This is a genomic window from Streptomyces sp. NPDC019937, assembly GCF_040631655.1.
In the GTDB taxonomy this organism is placed as follows: domain Bacteria; phylum Actinomycetota; class Actinomycetes; order Streptomycetales; family Streptomycetaceae; genus Streptomyces.
On the sequence record NZ_JBEYAL010000051.1, the window covers coordinates 36,850 to 55,757 of the forward strand.

Here is an 18,908-nt window from a genome sequence, read left to right on the forward strand (position 1 = left end):
GCTCCCCCAGTGGGGTGGGTGGGCGGTGCCCCCAGCCGGGGCCGGGGCCCGCCCTTGCCGGGCGAGGCGGCGGTGCCCCCTTGCCGGGGATCGGGTCCGTCTTCGTCGGGTGGGCGGGTCGTGCCCCTGCCGGGGCCGGGTCTGCCGTCGTTGGGTGGGGCCGCCCTCCTTCCGGGCGGGGCCGCATGTCCGGTGTCGCGGCGCGTGGTGGGTGGGCGGTGTGTGGCGTGGCCTGCGGGCCACCGTGGCGTGTGGGTTGCCGTGGTCCGCGGGGTCGCCGAGGGGGTCGGGTGGCCGTGGTCCGGGGGCGTGAAGGTCACCGTGGTCCGCGGGCCACCGTGACCCAAGTGGTCGCGTGGCGTACGGGCGGCCGTGGCCCGTGGGCGTTCGCGGGTCTACGGGGTGACGACCACGCGGTAGACCGGGGTTTCCGCGGCCTGCTGCAGAGCCTTCTCCACCTCGTCCAAGCCGTACCGCGCCGTCACCAGGCGCTCCAGGCGGGGCGAGAGCGAGCCGCCGCGGAGGAGTTCGGCGGCCGTGCGCCAGTCGTCCGGTTCGTGGCTGAAGGAGCCCGTCACGGTCAGCTGGCGGCGGTGGACCTCGTAGCCCGGCAGGTCGGCGGGCGGGCCGTCCGGGGCGCCGCCGAAGAGGACGATCGTGCCGCCGTCCGCCACGGCGGCGAGCGCGGCGGCGATGCACTCGGCACTGGCGATGGTGACGAACACGACGTCGGCGGCGGGGAGTCGGGCGACGTCCTCGGGGCGTACGGCCGCGTCGGCGCCCGCCGCCGCGACCGCCGTGCGCCGCTCCTCGTCGCGCTCCACCACCGCGACCCCGCGCGCCCCCAGTTCGCGGGCCACGGCAAGGTGCAGATGGCCCATGTAGCCGGCGCCGATGACGGTCACCCGGTCACCGGCGCGGAAGCCGCCGCGGCGCAGGGAGTGGACGACGCAGGCGAGGGGTTCGCCCATGGCGGCGACCGCGGGGTCGGTGTCGCCGACGGACCAGACCCGGGAGGCGGGGAGCACGATGTGGTCGGCGAGCCCGGCGCCCATGGCGATCGCGCCGTCCGCCTCGCGCACCCGGCCCTGGAGGGCGACGCAGATGGCGGACTGGCCGCGGCGGCAGGCGCGGCAGGCGCCGCAGCGGGGGAGGCCGTCGAGGGTGACGAGGGAGCCGACGGCGGGCATGTCCTCCAGGCCGGCGGCGGTGGCGCCGACCTGTTCGACCCACCCGGAGATCTCGTGTCCGGCGGCGGCCGGGTAGACGGTCATGCGCCCGGCGTACAGGTTGGCCTCCATGGTGCAGATACCGCATGCCGCGATGCGCACCAGCACTTCCGAGTCCCCGACGTCGGGCACGGGTATGCGTCGTAACTCGACCTCGCCTGCGGCGGTGATGACCGCTGTACGCATGGGAACAGCCCTCCGGAATACGGACGTTGTGCCGGGAGGCTATGCCCGTACCCCCGGGGAGGCAAGGAAAGGATCACGGGGGTGATCAGCCGGTGCCCTCGGCGTACGCGGCCCGCCGGAAGGTCCACCAGATGATGACCGCGCCCGCCGCCGCGACGATCGCCCCGACCACGGCGGCGATGTGCATGGCGTGGACGAACCCCTGGTCGGCGAAGTCGGACAGCCGCGGCATGCTCAGCCGCCCGGCGATCAGCCGGGTCGCCTCGGGGGACTCCTCGGCGGCGTCGGCGGCGCCCGGCGGGAGGCCGTCCAGCTTGGGGGTGATCTCGCCGCGGTAGACACCGGCCAGGATGGAGCCGAGGACGGCGACCCCGAGGACGCCGCCGATCTGCCGCATCGCGTTGTTGACGGCGGAGCCGGCGCCGGTGCGGTCGGCGGGCAGGACGGCCATGATGGCCTCGGTGGTGGGGGCGACGGCGGCGCCCATGCCGAGCCCCTGGAGGATGAGGAAGACCCAGAACAGGCCCAGCCCGCTGTGCTCGTCGAGGAAGACGTACGCGAAGAAGCCGGCCGTGGCGATGACCATGGCGACGGCGACGACGCGGCGCACCCCGTACGCCCGGACCAGCTTCGCCGAGAGCGGCGCGCCCAGCAGCACGCCGATCGCGACGGGGGCGATGGACAGCCCGCACTCCAGCGGGGTCTGCCGGTGGACGCCCTGGAGATAGAAGCTGGTGTAGTACATCGAGCCGTTGAGGCCGAAGAAGGTCAGCATGACGGCCACGCTCGCGCCCGTGAACCGGCTGTTGCGGAAGAGCCGGACGTCGAAGCTGGGGTTGTCGACCCGCAGTTCGACCAGGACGAACACCAGGACGAGGACCGCGCCGACGGCGAACGCGCCGAGAATGGCCGGATCGTTCCAGTCGTTGCGGTGGCCGCCCTCGATGACGGCCCAGACGATGGCGAACAGCCCGACGGTGGAGAGCACCACGCCCAGCGGGTCGAACTTCTGCCGCACCTTGGCGGCCGCCCCGGGCAGGAAGAGCAGCGAACCGGCCACGCACAGCACGACGATCGGCACGTTGACGAGGAAGACCGACCCCCACCAGAAGTGGTCGAGCAGCGCCCCGCTGAGCATCGGCCCGGTGGCGATGGCGATACCGCTGGAGCCGGACCAGATGGCGATGGCGGTCGCGCGGTGCCGTTCGTCGAAGACCTGGGCGATCAGCGCGAGGGTGGCGGGCATGATCAGGGCGCTGCCGATGCCCATGGCGCCGCGGGCGACGATGAGTTCGGTGGCCGAGCCCGCGTAGGCGGCCCAGGCGGAGGCCCCGCCGAAGACGAGCATGCCGGTGAGCAGCAGATTGCGGTGACCGTAGCGGTCGGCGAGCACCCCGCCGGTGAAGAGGAGGACCGCGAAGACCAGCGTGTAGGAGCTGATGCTCCACTGCAGCTGGTTGGGGCTGGCGCCGAGCCCCTCGTCCGGATCGGCCAGTGTCTTGAGGGCGACGTTGAGAACGGTGTTGTCGAGCCATACCGCGAGTTGGGAGAAGACCAGCACCGCGAGGGCGAGCCATTGACGGCCGGTGGGCGACCGCGGGGCGCCCGCCGGTGCCGTGTCGGTGATCGCGGTGTTCTGTGCAGCCATGGGGGCGGCGCCTTTCGGGGACCACTGAAGGTGGGGGGTCCGCGCTCGTACGGCAAGGGACGGCTTGCTGGCTCAAGGCTTGCTGGCTCAGGGCTTGCTGGCTCAAGAGGAAGTTACCAATCTGCCGAGCCGGGGCGCAGCCCCTTGACCCCGTCGGGGGGTCTTCCCGCGCGGGAGAGCGATGGTATTTACCCGGCTGAGGGTCCGTTGAGCCATGATGTTCCTTGCCGTTTCGGCAGATGGCTCGTTACTGTGCCTCGATCGGGGAACGGGGGGTGTCCTTTGAGCCATTTTGGAATTCAACCAAATGACCGTACGCCTCTTGAGGGTATCGACGGTATTGACGGCGCGGCGGGCACAAGGAGAGCGGTTCGTATGGAGCCGGAAGCCAGGTCGGACAACCTCGAAGAAGCCCTCGGCCAGGCGTTACGGCTGATCGAGTCCGCGGTGACCCACCACCGCCGCGGCGTGCTCGCCTCGGCGACGGCGGACCTCCCGGTGGACGGGGAGGCCGTGGCCGGATGGGTGGCCCGGCTGGTGCTGCGCGCCGAGCGTGACGTGATCTGGAGCCTGCCGGAGGTCACCGGGGAGGACCATGCGCGGCTGGTCGCGCAGACGCTCGCACAGCTGTCCGGCAAGGGCGTGCGGATCCGGATGCTGTGCCCGCCGCGGGTGATCCGCGGGGCGGGGTGGCAGCGCACGGTCGGCACGGTGCCGCGTCTGGAGGTGCGGGTGTGCGGCTCCGTGCGGCAGGAACTGGTGGCGGTGGACGGCGCGGCGGTGATCGCGCCCGAGGGCTCCCCGGGCGACCCGGGCGGCTCCCGCGCCTCGATGATCCAGAACTCGACGGTGGCCGCGATGCTGCACCGGCTGATGTGCGGGATGTGGGACACCGCGCAGCGCCCGATGCGGCCGCTGTCGTTCGAGGGCGGGGCGCGCGGCCGGGTGCTGCGCGAGGTGCTGACGCTGATGGCCGAGGGCTACAAGGACGACGCGGCCGCCCGGAAGCTGGGCCTTTCGGTGCGGACGTACCGGCGCTACGTGGCCGACATCATGCGGGACCTGAACGTGGAGTCGCGCTTCCAGGCCGGGGTGCGGGCCGTGCGCGCGGGGCTCATGGAGGCGGAGCGCGACTAGTCGACTGCTGTGACGGGTAGTCGGGTTCCGGCTGATTTGCGCGGTCTGTGGGTATCGCCGTGGCAGCTTGCTGCAGATTGGGCATCCTGACGTTCCGGTAACCAGCTGCGCAGTGCAGCTTTATGACAGCGGGGGTTGTCGTCCGGTTGGGTTCACGGGCGGTGTGACAGGTAGTGGACTCGGGGCTTGTCGGCCCCGGAACCGGCGCATAGCGTCATCGGGAGTCGTCGCTTTGCCCATGCCGAAAATGGAGGTGCGCGGTAATGGCCGCCATCGTCGAAGAGCGTCGGGAAACCATCAAGGAAATCGTCACGGATATCCTTGAGATCGATCCGGACGAGGTCACCGAGAGCAGTCTCTTCAAAGAAGAGCATGACGCGGATTCGCTGCGGGCCATTGAAATACTTGCGGCGCTCGAAAAAACGTTCAATGTCGTCATCGACCAGTCCGAGCTGGGCCGGATGGTGAACCTCAAGGGCGTCTACGAGGTCGTTTCCGACGCGGCAGGCTGGTGACGGGGCTCTCGGCCAACTCCTCGGAAGGCAGAGCGATATGCGTGGTGAGTCGGGTCGCAGGGTCGTCGTCACCGGTCTCGGGGCGGTGTCCGGCATCGGCATCGGCACCGCGGAATTCCTCGCCGGACTGCGCGCCGGGAAGAGCGCGGCACGGCCGGTCACCGCGTTCGACACCGAGGGTTTCGAGCATGCGGTGGCATGCGAGGTCCCGGACTTCGAACCCGGGCGGTGGATCCGCAATCTGGACGTGGAGAACCTGGGCCGGGCGAGCCAGTTCTCGGTGGCGGCAGCCCGCATGGCGGTGGCCGACGCCGGTATCGCGGAGGACGCGCTGCGCGCCCTCCCGTCGCTGATCTCCATCGGCACCACCGACGGCGAGTCGGGCGATCTGGACCAGCTCGTCGAGACGGAGGTCGACCTCGGGCCCGAGCGGATGGACCCCACCGTCGCCCGCCGGGTGCCCGCCGGGCGGCTTTCGGCCGTCATCGCGGCGGAGTTCGGCTTGACCCGGACCGAGGCGGTCACCCTCCCCACGGCGTGCGCGGCGGGCAACTACGCCATCGGCTACGGCTACGACGCCATTCGCGCCGGGGACGTGGAGATCGCCCTGTGCGGCGGCGCCGACGCCCTGTGCCGCAAGACCTTCACCGGCTTCTACCGGCTGGGCACCATAGCGCCGGAGCGCTGCCAGCCGTTCGACAAGGACCGCAAGGGCATCCTCACCGGCGAGGGCGCGGGCGTCCTCGTCCTGGAGAGCCTGGAGTCGGCGCTGGCCCGCGGCGCCCGGATCTACGCCGAAGTCCTCGGCTACGGCCTCAACTGCGACGCCGACCACCCCGTCGCCCCCAACCAGGACAGCGTGGCCCGCTGCATGCGGCTCGCCCTCGACGACGCCCGGATCAAGCCGGAGGAGGTCGACTTCATCTCCGCGCACGGCACCGGCACCCGGGCCAACGACATCACCGAGGCCCGCGCCATCCGCCAGGTCTTCGGCGACGCCGCCCCGCCGCGCACCGTGTCCATCAAGTCGATGATCGGCCACTCCATGGGCGCCGCCGGGGCGCTCGCCTCCATCGCCTGCGCGCTGGCCCTCACCGAGGGGTTCATCCCGCCGACCATCAACCACGAGGAGACCGACCCGGAGTGCGGCCTCGACGTCGTACCGAACGAGGCGGTGGACGCCGAGCTGAGGGTCGTACAGAACAACGGGCTCGCCTTCGGCGGCAACAACGCCGTCGTGATCTTCGGCAAGCGCGGCACGGACTGGGATTAAGGCCATGAGTCAGCTGGTGACCGGCGCGGGCGCCGTGGTGAGCGTGGGCGAGGGCGTCGACGAGGTCTTCGCGGCCCTGTGCGCGGGCACCAGCGGACTCGGTGAACTGCGCGGCTTCGACCCCGGGCGCTACCGGGGACGGCACGCGTACGAGATCGACGACCGGCCGGGACCGGGCGCCGATGTGCCCGGCCGGGCCACCGCGTGGCTGCTGCGCGCCGTCGGGGAGGCGGCGCGGCAGGCCGGGCTCGGCGAGGACCTGAGCGGGGTGCCGGTCCTCGTCGGCACCGGGCTGCGGGAGCTGCGCTCGGCGGAGCTGGCCTGGCGCGACGGCACCCCGTTCGACACCGGGGCGCGGCTGCACTTCGGCACCGCGCTGCGCGAGCGGTTCGGCGCGGTGCGCACCCACACCTTCGCGGGGGCGTGCTCGGCCTCGCTGTACGCCCTCGCCCTCGGCAGCGACCTGCTGGCCACCGGAGCCGAGGACACCGTGATCGTGGCCGGGGTCGACACCCTCACCGAGAGCATGTACGGGCTGCTGGACCGGGTGAACGCCGAACCGCCGGACCGGGTACGGCCGTTCGACCGGGAGCGCCGCGGGGTGCTGATGGGCGACGGCGCCGCGGCGGTGGTGCTGCGCCGGGAGGGGTCCGGCGCGCGCTCCGGCGCGCTGGGAAGACTTCGCGCCGTCAGCATGAACTGCGACGCGAGCCATGTCACCGCGCCCGACGCGCGGGGCATCGTGCGGGCGGTGCACGAGGCCCAGCAGCGGGCGGGCGTCACCCCCGGCGACATCGACCTGGTGCTGCTGCACGGCACCGGTACGCAGCTCAACGACAGCGCGGAGGCGGCCGCGATCGCCGAGGTCTTCGGCCCGGACGTCACGACGCCGCGGATGACCGCGATCAAGTCCATGACCGGCCACACCTCGGGCAGTTCGGGGCTGGTCAGCCTGATCGTGGCGCTGAAGTCGCTGACCTCGGGCCGCATTCCGCCGACCCTCGGCCTCAGCGACCCGCTGCCCGAGGCGAAGGGCTTCCGCTTCGTCCGGGAGTCCTGCGGCGGGGAGCCCCTGCGGTTCGCCCAGATCGACGCGTTCGGGTTCGGCGGGGTCAACGCCGTCGCCATCGTGGAGAGGGCCGACCGGTGACCGAGCCCCGAGCGCCCGGCGCCGTCGTCGTCTCCGGGGTCGGCCTGGCCCTGCCCGGCGCGGACACCCCGGACGCGCTGCTGCGCGGCGCGCGCGCACCTGGGCACGCCCCCGAGCCGTTCGACACCGGCGCCCGCATCGGCCGCCGCGGGCACCGCTACAAGGACCGGGCGACCCAACTCGCGCTGTGCGCCGCGCTCGACGCGTTACGCGACGCCGCCCTCGTCCCCGCCGATGATGCCCACGGCGGGACGCTGACCGTGCCGGGCGACACCGTCGGCGTGGTGGCCAGCTCCAACCTGGGCAACCTCGACACCGCGTGCCTCACCGCCGCCGCGATCGCCGAGGGTTCGGCCCGCTCGCTGAGCCCCATGAGCCTGCCCAACGCCTCCAGCAATGTGATCGCCTCCTGGGTCGCGATCCGGCACGGGCTGCGCGGCCCCAATCTGATGCTGTGCAACGGGCCGACGTCCGGTCTCGACGCCGTCCACTGGGCCGCGACGCTCGTGGCCGCCGGCCGCGTCCGCCGCGCCCTGGTGGTCGGCGTCGAAACCCACAACGCCGTCGTGGCCGACCTGCTCGCCCGGCCCGCCGACGACCTGCTGGACGGCGCGGTCGCCCTCGTCGTCGAGGGCGCGCGCTGGGCGGAGGAGCGCGGGGCGCGCGCCCTCGCCGTCCTGGGGCCGTACGAGCGCCGGGCGGGGCTCGCGGGCTGCGTCCGGGCCCTGCTGCCGGAGGGCGGCGACGGGCCGGGCGTCTGGTTCACCCCGGAGCGCTACCAGGAGCCGACAGCCGACGCACCGGTGCCTCCGGCCGTACCGCGGCACGACGTCACCACCACCGTCGGCCGCGCCTCCGGCGCGCTCGGCGTCCTCCAGTGCGCCGCCGCGGTCGGCTGGCTCGGCACGGCAGGGGCCGAAGCCGGGGCGGGCCAGGCGCTGATCACCAGCGGCGACGACACGGCGGACGCCGTGGCCGGGCTGCTGCTGCGCGGGCCGGGCGAGCGGCGGGCGCCAGAGGTTTCAGCGATGTCAGAGATTTCAGCCCTGGAGTGCACCTGATGAGAGCCGCCGCCCCGCCGACGTCGACGAAGGCCCTGCTGGCCGACACCACCACGGTGCGGCTGCGGCCGCGGTACGAGGGCTCCAACATCTGCACCTGGATCGGCTTCAAGCACGTCAACTATCTGATCGAGGAGGCGGTGCTGGTCCACTTCGCCCGCAGCGGGGCGCCCGCCCGCCGGCTGTACGAGGAGTACGGGCTCGGGCTGGACATCGTGGCGCTGGACAGCCGCATCCTGCACGCCCTCCACCTGGACGACGAGGCCGAGGCCGAGGTGGTGCCGTGCACCTCCGACGGCGATACGGCGCTCGCCTTCCGGGTGACGCTGCGGATCGTCCGCGACGGCTCCGTCCTCAAGGCCGTCACCGCCAAGGTCCGGGTCTCGCTGCGTGCCGACACCTATCTGACGGGGGCCGCCGAACCGCCCGGCGAGTTCGGCCGGTTCACGGTGGACCGGCTGGGCGAGGGCGCGCCCGCCGAGCCGCGCCCGGCGGTGCCGGACGGTGACGAGCGGACCGTGCTGGCGGCGCTCACGGAGGGCCGTAACGCCCACGCCTGGAAGTGGAACATCACCTACCCCTACTGCCACTTCACCGAGCGGCTGCAGATGTCCGGCTATCTGCGGCTGATGGAGGAGGCCAAGGACCGGTTCGTGAAGTCCCGCGGCATCTCCATCAAGACGCTGCTGGACGAGCGCGGTTGGATACCGGTCGTGCCGCGCTCCTGGATACGGATCACCGACGAGGCGCTGATGGAGGAGGACCTGTACACCGTCTACACGGTGGAGGAGATCTTCAAGGACCTCACCTACACCGCCCGCATGGACTGTTACGCGGTCCGCGACGGCGCGCTCACCCTCACCGCCACCGGCGGCATCGTGCACGGCTACGCGCTGATCGAGAACCGCCGCGACTGGCATCTGGTCCCCTTCGACCGGCGGGTGCTGGACGCGCTGGCCGGAAAGCCGAGCGCCACCTGATGGACGACGTGCTGGTCACCGGGGTGGGGGCGCTGTCGCCGCTGGGCACGGGCGCGGGCGCCTTCTGGCGCGGTATGCACACCGCGCGCACCGCCCCGTCCCGGGTGCCCGACCCCCTCGCCCACATGGACCATCCGCGGATGTATCTGGTGCCCGGGGCCGATGTGCCGGAGGGGCCCGCGGAGTGGGAGGGGCTGCCGCTGGGGCGCGGCTCGCGGTTCGCGATCGAGGCGGCCCGGGAGGCGGCCCGGGACGCGGGGCTCGCGGAGCCGGGCGGCGTCGACCCGCGCCGGGTGGCCGTCGCGATCAGCAGCGGCATGGGCGACACGGAGCTGCACGAGGCGTGGTGGACGGGCGAGGCCCCGGACTCCGGCCGCTGGGCGCCCGTCTTCCCGGTCGCCTCGGCGGTCGGCGGTCTGCTCGGCGCGCGCGGCCCCAACCTGTGCGTCAGCAATGCCTGTTCGGCCAGTGGTTACGCGCTGTCCATCGCCGCCGACCTGATCCGCTCGGGCGAGGCGGACGTGGTGTTCGCGGGCGGCGCCGAGGCGTACTCCCGGGTCGCGCTCGCCTGCTTCAACCGGCTGGGCGCCATCGACCCCGAGCGCTGCCGCCCGTTCGCCGCCGACCGGCGCGGCACGGTCTTCGGCGAGGGCGCCGCCGTCCTGGTCCTGGAGTCCGCCGCGCACGCCCGCGCGCGGGGCGCCGGGCCCGGCTACGCCCGCCTCGCGGGCAGCGGCTGGAGCTGCGACGCCCACCACGCGACCGCGCCCGAGCCCGGCGGCGGGCAGATCGAGCGCGCGCTGCGCGAGGCGCTGCGCGAGGCGGGGGAGGGCGAGGTCGGGTTCGTGGTGCCGCACGGCACCGGCACCGACCTCAACGACGTGGTGGAGAGCCGGGTGCTCACCACCGTGCTGGGCGCGGCGGCGCCCCCGCTGTACAGCCTGAAGGCGCTCATCGGCCACACCGGCGGCGCGGCGGGCGCGTTCGCCGCGCTGTCCGCCGCCCTGATGCTGCACCACCGCACGCTGCCGCCGAACGTGCCCGTCGGGGCGCCCGATCCGGAGTGCGCGGTGCCGCTGCCGTCGGTAAGCACCCCGCTGAACGGCGGCTACGGGCTGGTCAACGCCTATGCCTTCGGCGGCAACAACATCTCCCTCGTCTTCGCGGAGGCCCGCTGATGGATCTCCTGGTCACGGGCGTGGGCGAGGTGGCGGCGGACGGCTTCGACTTCCGTGCCGAGCTGGGCCGCCGCGGCTACAAGTACCTGCCCAGCGCCTCCCAGTACGTGCTGGCCGCCGCCAAGCGCGCCCTCGCCGACGCGGGCGAGGACGCGCTGACGGCGGCCGGACCCGAGCGCCGTGGCGCCGCGGTGGGCACCAACAGCGCGGCCACCTCCCTGCACCACGCGATGGACCGTACGGTCGTCGGGGCGGGCGGCGCCGGGGCGCTGAGCCCGGTCACCGCGCCCTACTTCTCCATCAACCTCTTCGGCAGCAGGCTGGCCACCGAACACGACCTCAAGGGGTTCAACCTCACCGTCACCAGCCCCCGGGTCGCCGGCCTGGAGGCGCTGCAGACCGGCGCCCGCGCCGTCGCCGCCGGGCGCGCCTCCCGGCTGCTGGCCGGGGCGACGGAGGAGGCGCTGCCGGAGGGCGAGCCGGGCGCGGACACCTCGGAGGCCGGTGCCGTCGCGCTGCTGCTGGAGCCCGCGGCGGCCGTCGCGGAGCGCGGCGGCCGGGCGTACGGGCGCGTCGGGGTCGTCACTTTCTTCCTGCCGCCCGCCCTCGCCGCCCCGGCCGGCGGCGCCGGGGCGGCCGCGGAGGCGCTGCGGGACGCGCTCGCCGCCCTCGGCCACCGGCCGGGCACCCCGCTGACCGTCACCGCCGTCCTGGACGGCTCCCCGGTGGGCGAGGCGGTGGGCGAGGCGGTCGCGGCGGCGTTCCCCGGGGCCGAACGCGTCCCGGCGGGCGCGGGCTGCCTGGCGCCGCTGGCACGCGTCGCCGCCGCCCTGCGGCACCCGGCCGACCACGCACACGCCGTCGTCACCGCGGCGGCCGAGGGAAACACCGCCGTCTGCCTGGTCACCCCCGGCGGATCCGGCGGCGCCGAAGCGAGCAGCCGATGACCGGACTACGGAGGGCGAGCGGCCGATGATCACCTCACTCGAAGGATCCTGGTGCCTGGTCCTGGGCGCCTCCAGCGGCATGGGCCTGGCCATCGCCCACGAGCTGGCCCGCGCGGGCGTCGGCGTCCTGGGCGTCCACTTCGACACCACCGAGGGCCAGGAGAAGGCGGCGGTCGCCCAGGAGGAGATGCGCGCGCACGGCGTCCAGGCGCACTTCTTCAACGCCAACGCCGCCTCCGCCCGCACCCGCGAGGAACTGCTGCCGAGGTTCGCGGAGCTGACCGGCGGCACGGGCATCCGCGTCCTGGTCCACTCCCTCGCGTTCGGCACCCTGCTGCCGTACGTCACCCCCGACGGCGAGGGCAGCGTCACCTCCCGCCAGATGAACATGACGCTCGACGTGATGGCGCACTCCCTCGTCTACTGGACCCAGGACCTGTTCACCGCGGGCCTGCTGCGCCGGGGCGCCAAGGTGTACGCGATGACCTCCGCCGGAGGCACCCGCGTCATGCCCCACTACGGGGCCGTCTCCGCCGCCAAGGCCGCCCTGGAGTCCCACGTACGCCAACTCGCCCTGGAACTCGCCCCCTCCGGCATCGCCGTCAACGCGCTGCGGGCCGGGGTCACCCCCACCCCGTCCATGGAGCGCATCCCGGACAGCGAACAGCTCGCCGCGTACGCCCGCGACCTCAACCCGCACCGGCGGCTCACCCGCCCGGAGGACGTCGCCGAGGCCGTCTCCCTGCTGTCGCGCACCGACTCCTCCTGGATCACCGGCAATGTGATCGGTGTGGACGGCGGTGAACTGCTCACATGACGGACCACCTGCTGATCGAGAGCGGCGGCCCGCAGACCGGGCCCGCCTGCGAGCGCTTCGTCGGCGACGCGGCACGGCTGGCCGGGGACGGCCACCGGGTGGTGCTGTTCCTCGTCGAGAACGGGGTCACCGCCGCCCTCCCCGGAGCCGCGCCCGGCATCGAGACGTTCCTGCGCGACGGCGGCGAGGTGTGGGTGGACACCTTCTCGGCCGCCCAGCGGGCCCTGCCCGCCGCCGACCTCACCCCCGACGTCCGCATGGTGGAGATGGACGACGTGGCCGCCAAGCTGTTGGAACCCCAGGTGCGGGCGGTGTGGCACTGATGGCCCGGCCCATACCCGCCACCGATGTGCTGCTCAACCTCTTCGGCGCGCCCCACCAGAGCGACCTGGTCACCTCGGCGCTCCGGCTGGCCGCCGCGCTGCTCGACCGCGGCGCCCGGGTGCAGATCTGGACCTGCGGCGACGCCACCGGCCTGACCAGCGCGGCCCTCGGCGACACCAAACCGCGCGACCTCACCGACCTGGAGCGCCGCCACCCGTCCACCGCGCTGATCGTCCGCGATCTGCTCGCCGACCACCCCGACCGGCTCTACTGGTACGTCTGCCGCTTCTGCGCCGACGACCGGGGCGCGGCCGACCAGATCCCCCAGGTCAGCAAGCGGTCCCCGTTCCTGTTCGCCGAGCACGTCAAGGCGGCGGACAAAAGCCTGGTCATGGGGGTGTGCTGAACCGATGAAGGAACAGGCGCGCTGGCTGCTGATCATGGAGAAGGCGTATCGCGGATCGGTCGAGACCCAGTTCGCGGACGCCCTCTACGTCGTCCCCGATCTGCACCGGCAGAGCGGCGGCGGCTGCCACCTGGCGCTGCGCGGACCCGCCGTCGGCTACGCCCTGCGCACCCAACCCCAGCCGCCGCTGCGCCTCGGCGGGCGCACCCTGGACACCCTGCCCGATCCGCGCGCGTCGGTCGCGAAGGTGCTCGACGCCGGGGTGACCGTGCTGGTCGAGCGGCCCGACCTGACCGCGCTGGGGCGCACCGCCGCCGACCGGCTGCTGCCCGGCGTGCGGGTGATCGAGGCGCACGGGCTCGCCGCGCGATGGCCCTCCTACGAACAGGTGTGGTTCCTGTGAGCACCCCGTCCGGCCCCCGGGCCACAACCGAAGGAGTATCCACGCCCATGGTCAACGCTCCCGCCGCGGTCAGCCCGGTCATCTCCGCATGGACCGCCGTATCGCCCCTGGGGCTGCGGGCCGCGGACTTCAGCAGCGGGCTGCGGTCCGGCCGCGGCACCGGCAAGCCGCTGGACCCCGAGGAGTGGTCGGTTCCGTTCCGCGAGGCGTGCCTCGTCCCGGACTTCCACATCCGGGAGATCCTCGGCCGCAAGAACACCCGCTCCATGGACCGGGTCACCGGCCTCGCCGTCACCGCGATCCGTCATCTGCTGTCCGGCGAGAGCGAGAGCGAGAGCGGGCGCGGCGGCGTACGAGAGGGCGCACGGGACGGCGAACGCGGCACGGGCGGCGGCGACGGGGCCGCACGGCTGCCGGGCGTCGGCGAGCACACCGGCATCGCGCTCGGCACCAGCACCGGAAGCGCCCAGTCCATCATGGACTTCACCCGCGACTCGCTCGTCGGCGCCAAGCCCTTCTTCGTGGACCCGGCCCGCTTCCCCAACACCGTCATGAACTGCGCGGCCGGGCAGTCCGCCATCTGGCACGGCCTCAAGGGCCCCAACACCACCATCGCGGGCGGCCGCGCCGCCGGGCTGCTCACCCTGCGGTACGCGCTGCGGCTCCAGCGCGCGGGCCGCGCCCGCACCGTGCTGTGCGGGGCGGTCGAGGAGTTCACCTCCGCCCGCGCCTGGCTGGAGTGGCACACCCGCGCCGACGACGACACGACGGCCGTGCTCGGCGAGGGCGCCGCGGTCTGGCTGCTGGAGACCGCCGACGAGGCCCGCGAACACGGCCGCGGCGGGCTCGCCGACGTCGCGGGCGTGGAGTTCGGCTTCGCCACGGACCCGACGGCGGCCCGTACGGCGCTCGCCGACGCCGTGACGCGGCTGCTGGACCGTACCGGCACCGCGCCCGGCGACGTACGGGTCCTCGCCGACGCCCAGGCGCCCGGCGCCGAGGGCGAGGCCGAGCGCGCCGCCCTCGCCGACGTCCTCGGTGGGCACCGGCCGCCGCGGGTGGCGACGGCCGACGTCATCGGCGACACCTGCGCCGCCTCGGCGGCCTTCCAGGTCGCGGCCGTCCTCGCGCTCGCCGAGCACGGCGAGATCGCCCCCGGCAGCCCGGCTCTGGTCACCACGATCGACCGGGACGGCGTGGTCGGCGCGGCCCTGCTGCGGACCCGGTGAGGCGGCCATGAGCACGAGGAGCACGTATGACGGGCCGTGAGATACCCGCGCCGGGCGTGCGCACGGCGCTGGTCTTCCCCGGCCGGGGCGCCCAGAAGGCGGGCATGGGCCGGGCGTGGCGGGACACCGCGTCTTGGCCGCCGGCGGCCGAGATCTCCGGGCACACCGGCGTCGACCGGCTCGCCGCACCGGCCGCCATGGAGTTCGCGCCCGCGCACATCCCGGTGGCGGCCAATGCGGACGCGCGCCCCCACCGCGGTGGCGAGGGCCGGCGGGACCGCGAACTCGCCCAGCTCACCGGCCCGGTGCGCTGGGAGGACGGCGTCCGGACCCTCGAAACCGAGCTGGGCTGCGCCCGGTTCGTGGAGCTGGGCCCCGGCCGCCGGCTGACCGGAATGATCCGCCTGATCGCGGCGGACGCGACGACCGCCCCGGTCGAGTCCCCCGCCGCGCTCGCCGAACCCGCCGAACCCGGAACCCCCTGAACACCCCCGACCTTGGGAAGGAACCCGCCATGGCCGACGCCACCGCCGCCCTGGACCTCGACGAACTGCGCACTTTCGTCGCGGAAGTCCTCGACGTCGAAGAGGAGGAGGTGACCGACGAGGCCGACTTCGTCAAGGACCTCGGCGTCGACTCGCTCATGGCCCTGGAGGTCATGGTCGAACTGGAGAAGAAGTACGCGGTGAAGCTGGAGGAGCGGGAGATGAAGAGCATCACCACCCTGCGGAAGGTGCACGACCTGCTCGCGTCGAAGCTGGAGAAGTGAGGTGACCGCGACCGCGTGCGGACCCGTCGACGGCACCGTCGAGGTGGTCGACCCCGGGGTGCCGGGGGAGCGGCCCGCCCGGTGCGTGGCCGTGATCCGCGGCACGGAGAAGGTGTTCGCCGGTCACTTCCCCGGCTTCCCGATCTTCCCCGGGGTGTGCGTCGTCGAGTACGTCCAGCGCGGCGCCCTCGCCACGCTGCCCGAACCGGGCGGCGCCCCGGCGGCGGTCGAGTCCGCCCGCTTCCTCGGCCCGGTCTTCCCCGGCTCCACCCTGAGCTGCGAGTTCACCTGGTCACGGGACGACGCGACGGGCGACTGGCGCTGCCGGGCCGAGGCCACCACCGAGCGCGGGCTCGCCGCCCGCGTGCGGCTGCGCTTCACCACTCGCGAGAAACGGGAGGCCACCGGGTGATCACCGTGGACGAGATCAAGCGGGTGCTGCCGCACCGCTACCCCATGCTGCTGGTCGACCGGGTCACCGAGCTGGTCCCGGGGATGCGCGCCTCCGGGCTGAAGGCCGTCACCTGCAACGAGCCCTGGTACGAGGCCGTCCCCGACGACGCGCCCGCGGAGGCCTACCACTACCCCTGGACGGTGCTCCTCGAATCCTGGTGCCATGTGGCGGGAGTCCTGGTGGCGTGGGAGGAGCCCAATCCGGATGTGCTGGACGGTATGGCGATGCTGCTCGGCGGGGTCACCGACGCCGGATTCCACCGCCCGGTCCTCCCCGGCGACGTGGTGGAACACCACGTCCGGCTGGCCCGGCGGGTCGGGGAGACGTACATGTTCGAGGGGGAGAGCCTGGTCGGTGACGCGACCGTGCTCACTGTCGGGCGGCTGGTGATGACGATGCGCCCGGCCGCCGAACTCAAGTCCCCGGCAGGAGAGGTGACGTAACACCATGTCCGACGCGCACAGCAAGGTGGCCCTCGTCTCCGGCGGCTCCCGGGGCATCGGCCGCGCGACCGTGCTGCGGCTGGCCCGGGACGGTTTCGACGTGGCGTTCTGTCACCAGTCCAGCCCCGACGCGGCCCGCGCCCTGGAGGAAGAGGCGGCGCGGCTCGGCGGCGGCCGGGTGGTCGGCCGGCAGACGGACGTACGGGACGCGGACGCGGTGCGCGACCTCGTGGCGTTCACCGAGAACCGGCTCGGTCCCCTCGACGTGGCGGTGGTGTCCGCGGGCATCGCGCGGGACAATCCGCTGCTGTTGATGAAGGACGAGGAGTGGCGGGGCGTCATGGAAGTCAACTTGGACGGCACGTACCACATATGCCGTTCGGTCGTATTCGGCATGATGAAGCGCAAGTCCGGATGCATCATCAACATCTCCTCGGTGGCGGGCGTGCACGGCCATGCGGCACAGTCGAATTACGCGGCCTCCAAGGCCGGGATCATCGGCTTCACCAAATCGCTCGCCAAGGAGGTCGGACGGTACGGCATCCGGGCCAATGTGGTCGCGCCGGGCTTCGTGGAGACGGATATGACGGCGGCACTGTCCGAAAGTGTGCGCAAGGAGGCGGAGCAGAGCATCCCGCTGCGCCGCTTCGGACGCCCGGAGGAGGTCGCCGACATGGTCGCGTACCTGGTCGGGGCGGAGTATGTGACCGGAGCGGTGTTCCAGGTCGACGGCGGCATCGTGATCTGAGCGAGCGAGTGAGCGGGCGGCGGTCGGAGCGATCCGAACGGCCCCGGTGAAGGGGGAACGGACATGACGGCCAGGCGCAGCAGGGTGCCGCGCTTCTATTTCAATTTCCGCAGCCCGTACAGCTGGATCGCCTACCGTGATCTGATGGACCGCTATCCGGATGTCGCACAGGTGGTGGAATGGCACCCCTGGTGGGAGCCGGACGCGGAGGGCGAGCGCCGTATGGCCGAACAGGGCCGCTCTTTTCCGTACACGGCGATGTCACGCGACAAGCACCTCTATATCCTTCAGGACGTGCGCCGTCTGACCGCCGACCGTGACCTCGCCATCACCTGGCCGATGGACCGGGACCCGGTCTGGGAAGTACCGCATCTGGCGTATTTTCCCGCGCTGGACGCGGGGTGCGGCCCCGCGTACATCGAGCGGACCTACCGGGCCCGCTGGCAGGAGGGCCGGGACATCTGCGACCGCGAGGTCATCGCGGACCTCGCCACCGGCCTCGGGCTGCCGGACGCCGTGGCGGACCGGATGGCCGGTGCCGCCGACGACCCGGAGCTGCGCGCCGGGCGCGGGCTCCGGGCGCTGCTGGACCTCAGCCGGGACGGGGCGTTCGGCGTGCCGTTCTTCACCCTCGGCTACGACAAGTACTGGGGCGTGGACCGGCTCCCGGCGTTCGCGGGGGCGGTCCGCTCCCGCGACGCGCCCCCACGCGCATCCGGAGCACCCACCCCCGAGCCACCGGCCGACGCGGACTTCGCGGCCGCCCGGTCCGGCGACCAGGGCCACGCCGGGGGCTGCGGGTGACCGCCCGTACTCCCGCGTAGCCGTCATCCTGACGTACCCGCCCCGCTGCCCCACCGCACGGCACCGACCGAGACGAGACCGCCCTGACCGCCGACGGACACTCCACCCCCTCCCGGAGGACGCCGATGCCCGAGCCACCCCGGACGCCGGTGCGGCCACCCACGCCGGTGTCCCGCGCCCTCTCGGTCGCGGCGCTGCCGATAGCCCCGCTGTACGGGGCCCAGCTGGCGTATCTCGCCTTCCACCCGCGCGACCGGACCCAGCGGGAGCACCCCCGGGACCACGGGCTGCCCTGCACCGATCTGGAGATCCCGTTCGGCCGCCGGAAGCGGGTGCACGCCTGGCTCTGCCCCGGCTCCACCGAGAAGGTCGTGGTGCTCGCGCACAGTCTGGGCGCGGGCAAGGACCACAGCCTCGGCCACGCCAAGTTCCTGCACGACGCCGGGTACACGGTCTGCCTGTTCGACCACCGCAACCACGGGGCCAGCAGCGACGACCGGGCGCTGTTCGGGCTCGGCGACCGGTTCGCGAGCGATGTCACCTCGGTGGTGTCCTGGCTGCGCGGCAAGCAGGGGTACGCCACGGCGCGCATCGCCGTCTACGGCTTCTCCTTCTCCTGCTTCTCGGCCATGTGGGCGCTGACCCACGACGGGTTCGAGTTCGACGCGCTGGTGTGCGACAGCGGCCCCGGGCACGACGTTCCGCCGCTGCTGCGCAAGTACCTGGAGGCGGAGGCGCTGCCGATGCCCCCCGCGCTGAGCGGCGAACCGTCCCGTTCCGTGGTGACCCGCACGCTGTGCGCCCTGGGGCCCGCCATGCTGCGCGCCCAATGGCCACCGCCCGCGACCGGCAAGTTCGCCAAGATCCCACTCTTGTTCATGTCGGGCGAGCACGATGCGATCGTGCCGCCCTCCTCGGTGGACGCGCTGGCCGAGCGCTATGCCCAGGCCGAGACGCACGTCCTTCCGGGAGCCGAGCACCTGCTCGGGCTGCAATCCGATCCTGAAGGCTACGCGAGCGTGGTACTGGATTTCCTCAAGCGGGCCCTGGGATAGCAACGTGACCGTCCCCGCCGGACGGTAACTTCTGAAGAGGGAAGAGAGAGCATGCAGAAGGTGCTCATCGCCAATCGTGGCGAGATCGCTGTCCGTGTTGCCCGTGCCTGCCGGGATGCCGGGATCGCGAGCGTAGCCGTCTACGCCGATCC

At 73.2% G+C, this 18,908-nt stretch carries 23 protein-coding genes; 21 read left to right on the forward strand and 2 right to left on the reverse strand.

Annotated features, from left to right (window positions below; genetic code table 11):
• Window positions 1-395: 395 nt before the first annotated feature.
• Both ABZ562_RS35960 and ABZ562_RS35965 read right to left on the reverse strand, forming a co-directional pair.
• On the reverse strand, window positions 396-1,415 hold the full coding sequence (locus tag ABZ562_RS35960; RefSeq protein WP_361488131.1) for a zinc-binding dehydrogenase: 1,020 nt from the start codon (window positions 1,413-1,415) through the stop codon (window positions 396-398).
• An 85-nt stretch (window positions 1,416-1,500) separates the two neighbouring features.
• Complete coding sequence (locus ABZ562_RS35965; protein WP_361488133.1) at window positions 1,501-3,063, reverse strand: MFS transporter; 1,563 nt, start codon at window positions 3,061-3,063, stop codon at window positions 1,501-1,503.
• A 375-nt stretch (window positions 3,064-3,438) separates the two neighbouring features.
• Here ABZ562_RS35965 and ABZ562_RS35970 point away from each other — a divergent pair, with 375 nt between their 5' ends.
• From ABZ562_RS35970 to ABZ562_RS36070, 21 genes are all read left to right on the forward strand, one after another.
• The gene (locus ABZ562_RS35970) at window positions 3,439-4,200 is read left to right on the forward strand and encodes a LuxR C-terminal-related transcriptional regulator (RefSeq protein WP_361488137.1); all 762 of its coding nucleotides are present in this window, start codon (window positions 3,439-3,441) and stop codon (window positions 4,198-4,200) included.
• Window positions 4,201-4,463: 263 nt separating this feature from the next.
• Window positions 4,464-4,715 (forward strand): acyl carrier protein, encoded by a 252-nt coding sequence (locus ABZ562_RS35975; protein WP_361488140.1) that lies wholly within the window; start codon window positions 4,464-4,466, stop codon window positions 4,713-4,715.
• A gap of 37 nt (window positions 4,716-4,752) precedes the next feature.
• On the forward strand, window positions 4,753-5,988 hold the full coding sequence (locus tag ABZ562_RS35980; RefSeq protein WP_361488143.1) for a beta-ketoacyl-[acyl-carrier-protein] synthase family protein: 1,236 nt from the start codon (window positions 4,753-4,755) through the stop codon (window positions 5,986-5,988).
• Between the two features lie 4 nt (window positions 5,989-5,992).
• The gene (locus ABZ562_RS35985) at window positions 5,993-7,138 is read left to right on the forward strand and encodes a beta-ketoacyl synthase N-terminal-like domain-containing protein (protein ID WP_361488145.1); all 1,146 of its coding nucleotides are present in this window, start codon (window positions 5,993-5,995) and stop codon (window positions 7,136-7,138) included.
• Window positions 7,135-8,199: a beta-ketoacyl synthase N-terminal-like domain-containing protein gene (locus tag ABZ562_RS35990; protein WP_361488148.1), complete on the forward strand. Its 1,065-nt coding sequence runs from the start codon at window positions 7,135-7,137 to the stop codon at window positions 8,197-8,199. Before ABZ562_RS35985 ends, ABZ562_RS35990 begins: the two co-directional genes overlap by 4 nt.
• Window positions 8,199-9,179, forward strand: coding sequence for a hypothetical protein (locus ABZ562_RS35995; RefSeq protein ID WP_361488151.1), 981 nt, complete (start codon window positions 8,199-8,201; stop codon window positions 9,177-9,179). The genes ABZ562_RS35990 and ABZ562_RS35995 overlap by 1 nt, the downstream gene beginning before the upstream one ends.
• Complete coding sequence (locus tag ABZ562_RS36000) at window positions 9,179-10,357, forward strand: beta-ketoacyl synthase N-terminal-like domain-containing protein (RefSeq protein WP_361488154.1); 1,179 nt, start codon at window positions 9,179-9,181, stop codon at window positions 10,355-10,357. The genes ABZ562_RS35995 and ABZ562_RS36000 overlap by 1 nt, the downstream gene beginning before the upstream one ends.
• Window positions 10,357-11,304, forward strand: a complete 948-nt coding sequence (locus ABZ562_RS36005; protein WP_361488156.1) for a beta-ketoacyl synthase N-terminal-like domain-containing protein — start codon at window positions 10,357-10,359, stop codon at window positions 11,302-11,304. Before ABZ562_RS36000 ends, ABZ562_RS36005 begins: the two co-directional genes overlap by 1 nt.
• Window positions 11,305-11,329: 25 nt before the next feature.
• Window positions 11,330-12,121 (forward strand): SDR family oxidoreductase, encoded by a 792-nt coding sequence (locus ABZ562_RS36010; RefSeq protein WP_361488159.1) that lies wholly within the window; start codon window positions 11,330-11,332, stop codon window positions 12,119-12,121.
• Entirely contained in the window at window positions 12,118-12,444 is a 327-nt protein-coding gene (locus ABZ562_RS36015) for a hypothetical protein (protein WP_361488162.1), read from the forward strand. The genes ABZ562_RS36010 and ABZ562_RS36015 overlap by 4 nt, the downstream gene beginning before the upstream one ends.
• The gene (locus ABZ562_RS36020) at window positions 12,444-12,851 is read left to right on the forward strand and encodes a hypothetical protein (protein ID WP_361488165.1); all 408 of its coding nucleotides are present in this window, start codon (window positions 12,444-12,446) and stop codon (window positions 12,849-12,851) included. Before ABZ562_RS36015 ends, ABZ562_RS36020 begins: the two co-directional genes overlap by 1 nt.
• Before the next feature lie 4 nt (window positions 12,852-12,855).
• Complete coding sequence (locus ABZ562_RS36025; RefSeq protein WP_361488167.1) at window positions 12,856-13,254, forward strand: hypothetical protein; 399 nt, start codon at window positions 12,856-12,858, stop codon at window positions 13,252-13,254.
• Between the two features lie 47 nt (window positions 13,255-13,301).
• Window positions 13,302-14,483, forward strand: coding sequence for a beta-ketoacyl synthase N-terminal-like domain-containing protein (locus tag ABZ562_RS36030; RefSeq protein ID WP_361488170.1), 1,182 nt, complete (start codon window positions 13,302-13,304; stop codon window positions 14,481-14,483).
• Between the two features lie 26 nt (window positions 14,484-14,509).
• Window positions 14,510-14,968 carry a hypothetical protein gene (locus ABZ562_RS36035; protein WP_361488173.1) on the forward strand — a complete coding sequence of 153 codons (459 nt, stop codon included), beginning with the start codon at window positions 14,510-14,512 and terminating at the stop codon, window positions 14,966-14,968.
• Between the two features lie 29 nt (window positions 14,969-14,997).
• Window positions 14,998-15,252, forward strand: coding sequence for an acyl carrier protein (locus ABZ562_RS36040; RefSeq protein WP_361488176.1), 255 nt, complete (start codon window positions 14,998-15,000; stop codon window positions 15,250-15,252).
• A 1-nt stretch (window position 15,253) separates the two neighbouring features.
• The gene (locus tag ABZ562_RS36045; protein ID WP_361488179.1) at window positions 15,254-15,664 is read left to right on the forward strand and encodes a 3-hydroxyacyl-ACP dehydratase; all 411 of its coding nucleotides are present in this window, start codon (window positions 15,254-15,256) and stop codon (window positions 15,662-15,664) included.
• A complete protein-coding gene (locus ABZ562_RS36050; protein WP_361488181.1) occupies window positions 15,661-16,149 on the forward strand; it encodes a beta-hydroxyacyl-ACP dehydratase in 489 nt (162 codons plus the stop codon). Before ABZ562_RS36045 ends, ABZ562_RS36050 begins: the two co-directional genes overlap by 4 nt.
• 4 nt (window positions 16,150-16,153) lie before the next feature.
• Window positions 16,154-16,897 carry a 3-oxoacyl-ACP reductase FabG gene (gene fabG, locus ABZ562_RS36055; protein ID WP_361488184.1) on the forward strand — a complete coding sequence of 248 codons (744 nt, stop codon included), beginning with the start codon at window positions 16,154-16,156 and terminating at the stop codon, window positions 16,895-16,897.
• 63 nt (window positions 16,898-16,960) lie between these two features.
• Window positions 16,961-17,701 (forward strand): DsbA family protein, encoded by a 741-nt coding sequence (locus ABZ562_RS36060; protein ID WP_361488186.1) that lies wholly within the window; start codon window positions 16,961-16,963, stop codon window positions 17,699-17,701.
• Window positions 17,702-17,826: 125 nt separating this feature from the next.
• Window positions 17,827-18,756, forward strand: coding sequence for an alpha/beta fold hydrolase (locus tag ABZ562_RS36065; RefSeq protein WP_361488189.1), 930 nt, complete (start codon window positions 17,827-17,829; stop codon window positions 18,754-18,756).
• A gap of 51 nt (window positions 18,757-18,807) precedes the next feature.
• The coding region (locus ABZ562_RS36070) for a biotin carboxylase N-terminal domain-containing protein (protein WP_344316556.1) at window positions 18,808-18,908 on the forward strand (101 nt) is incomplete at its 3' end.

What these genes read in the sequence shown, in the direction of transcription:
- ABZ562_RS35960 (WP_361488131.1), bottom strand. Translation starts at nt 1,415, where the DNA reads ATGCGTACAGCGGTCATCACCGCCGCAGGCGAGGTCGAGTTACGACGC.
- ABZ562_RS35965 (WP_361488133.1), bottom strand. Translation starts at nt 3,063, where the DNA reads ATGGCTGCACAGAACACCGCGATCACCGACACGGCACCGGCGGGCGCC.
- ABZ562_RS35970 (WP_361488137.1), top strand. Translation starts at nt 3,439, where the DNA reads ATGGAGCCGGAAGCCAGGTCGGACAACCTCGAAGAAGCCCTCGGCCAG.
- ABZ562_RS35975 (WP_361488140.1), top strand. Translation starts at nt 4,464, where the DNA reads ATGGCCGCCATCGTCGAAGAGCGTCGGGAAACCATCAAGGAAATCGTC.
- ABZ562_RS35980 (WP_361488143.1), top strand. Translation starts at nt 4,753, where the DNA reads ATGCGTGGTGAGTCGGGTCGCAGGGTCGTCGTCACCGGTCTCGGGGCG.
- ABZ562_RS35985 (WP_361488145.1), top strand. Translation starts at nt 5,993, where the DNA reads ATGAGTCAGCTGGTGACCGGCGCGGGCGCCGTGGTGAGCGTGGGCGAG.
- ABZ562_RS35995 (WP_361488151.1), top strand. Translation starts at nt 8,199, where the DNA reads ATGAGAGCCGCCGCCCCGCCGACGTCGACGAAGGCCCTGCTGGCCGAC.
- ABZ562_RS36000 (WP_361488154.1), top strand. Translation starts at nt 9,179, where the DNA reads ATGGACGACGTGCTGGTCACCGGGGTGGGGGCGCTGTCGCCGCTGGGC.
- ABZ562_RS36005 (WP_361488156.1), top strand. Translation starts at nt 10,357, where the DNA reads ATGGATCTCCTGGTCACGGGCGTGGGCGAGGTGGCGGCGGACGGCTTC.
- ABZ562_RS36010 (WP_361488159.1), top strand. Translation starts at nt 11,330, where the DNA reads ATGATCACCTCACTCGAAGGATCCTGGTGCCTGGTCCTGGGCGCCTCC.
- ABZ562_RS36015 (WP_361488162.1), top strand. Translation starts at nt 12,118, where the DNA reads ATGACGGACCACCTGCTGATCGAGAGCGGCGGCCCGCAGACCGGGCCC.
- ABZ562_RS36020 (WP_361488165.1), top strand. Translation starts at nt 12,444, where the DNA reads ATGGCCCGGCCCATACCCGCCACCGATGTGCTGCTCAACCTCTTCGGC.
- ABZ562_RS36025 (WP_361488167.1), top strand. Translation starts at nt 12,856, where the DNA reads ATGAAGGAACAGGCGCGCTGGCTGCTGATCATGGAGAAGGCGTATCGC.
- ABZ562_RS36030 (WP_361488170.1), top strand. Translation starts at nt 13,302, where the DNA reads ATGGTCAACGCTCCCGCCGCGGTCAGCCCGGTCATCTCCGCATGGACC.
- ABZ562_RS36035 (WP_361488173.1), top strand. Translation starts at nt 14,510, where the DNA reads ATGACGGGCCGTGAGATACCCGCGCCGGGCGTGCGCACGGCGCTGGTC.
- ABZ562_RS36040 (WP_361488176.1), top strand. Translation starts at nt 14,998, where the DNA reads ATGGCCGACGCCACCGCCGCCCTGGACCTCGACGAACTGCGCACTTTC.
- fabG (WP_361488184.1), top strand. Translation starts at nt 16,154, where the DNA reads ATGTCCGACGCGCACAGCAAGGTGGCCCTCGTCTCCGGCGGCTCCCGG.
- ABZ562_RS36060 (WP_361488186.1), top strand. Translation starts at nt 16,961, where the DNA reads ATGACGGCCAGGCGCAGCAGGGTGCCGCGCTTCTATTTCAATTTCCGC.
- ABZ562_RS36065 (WP_361488189.1), top strand. Translation starts at nt 17,827, where the DNA reads ATGCCCGAGCCACCCCGGACGCCGGTGCGGCCACCCACGCCGGTGTCC.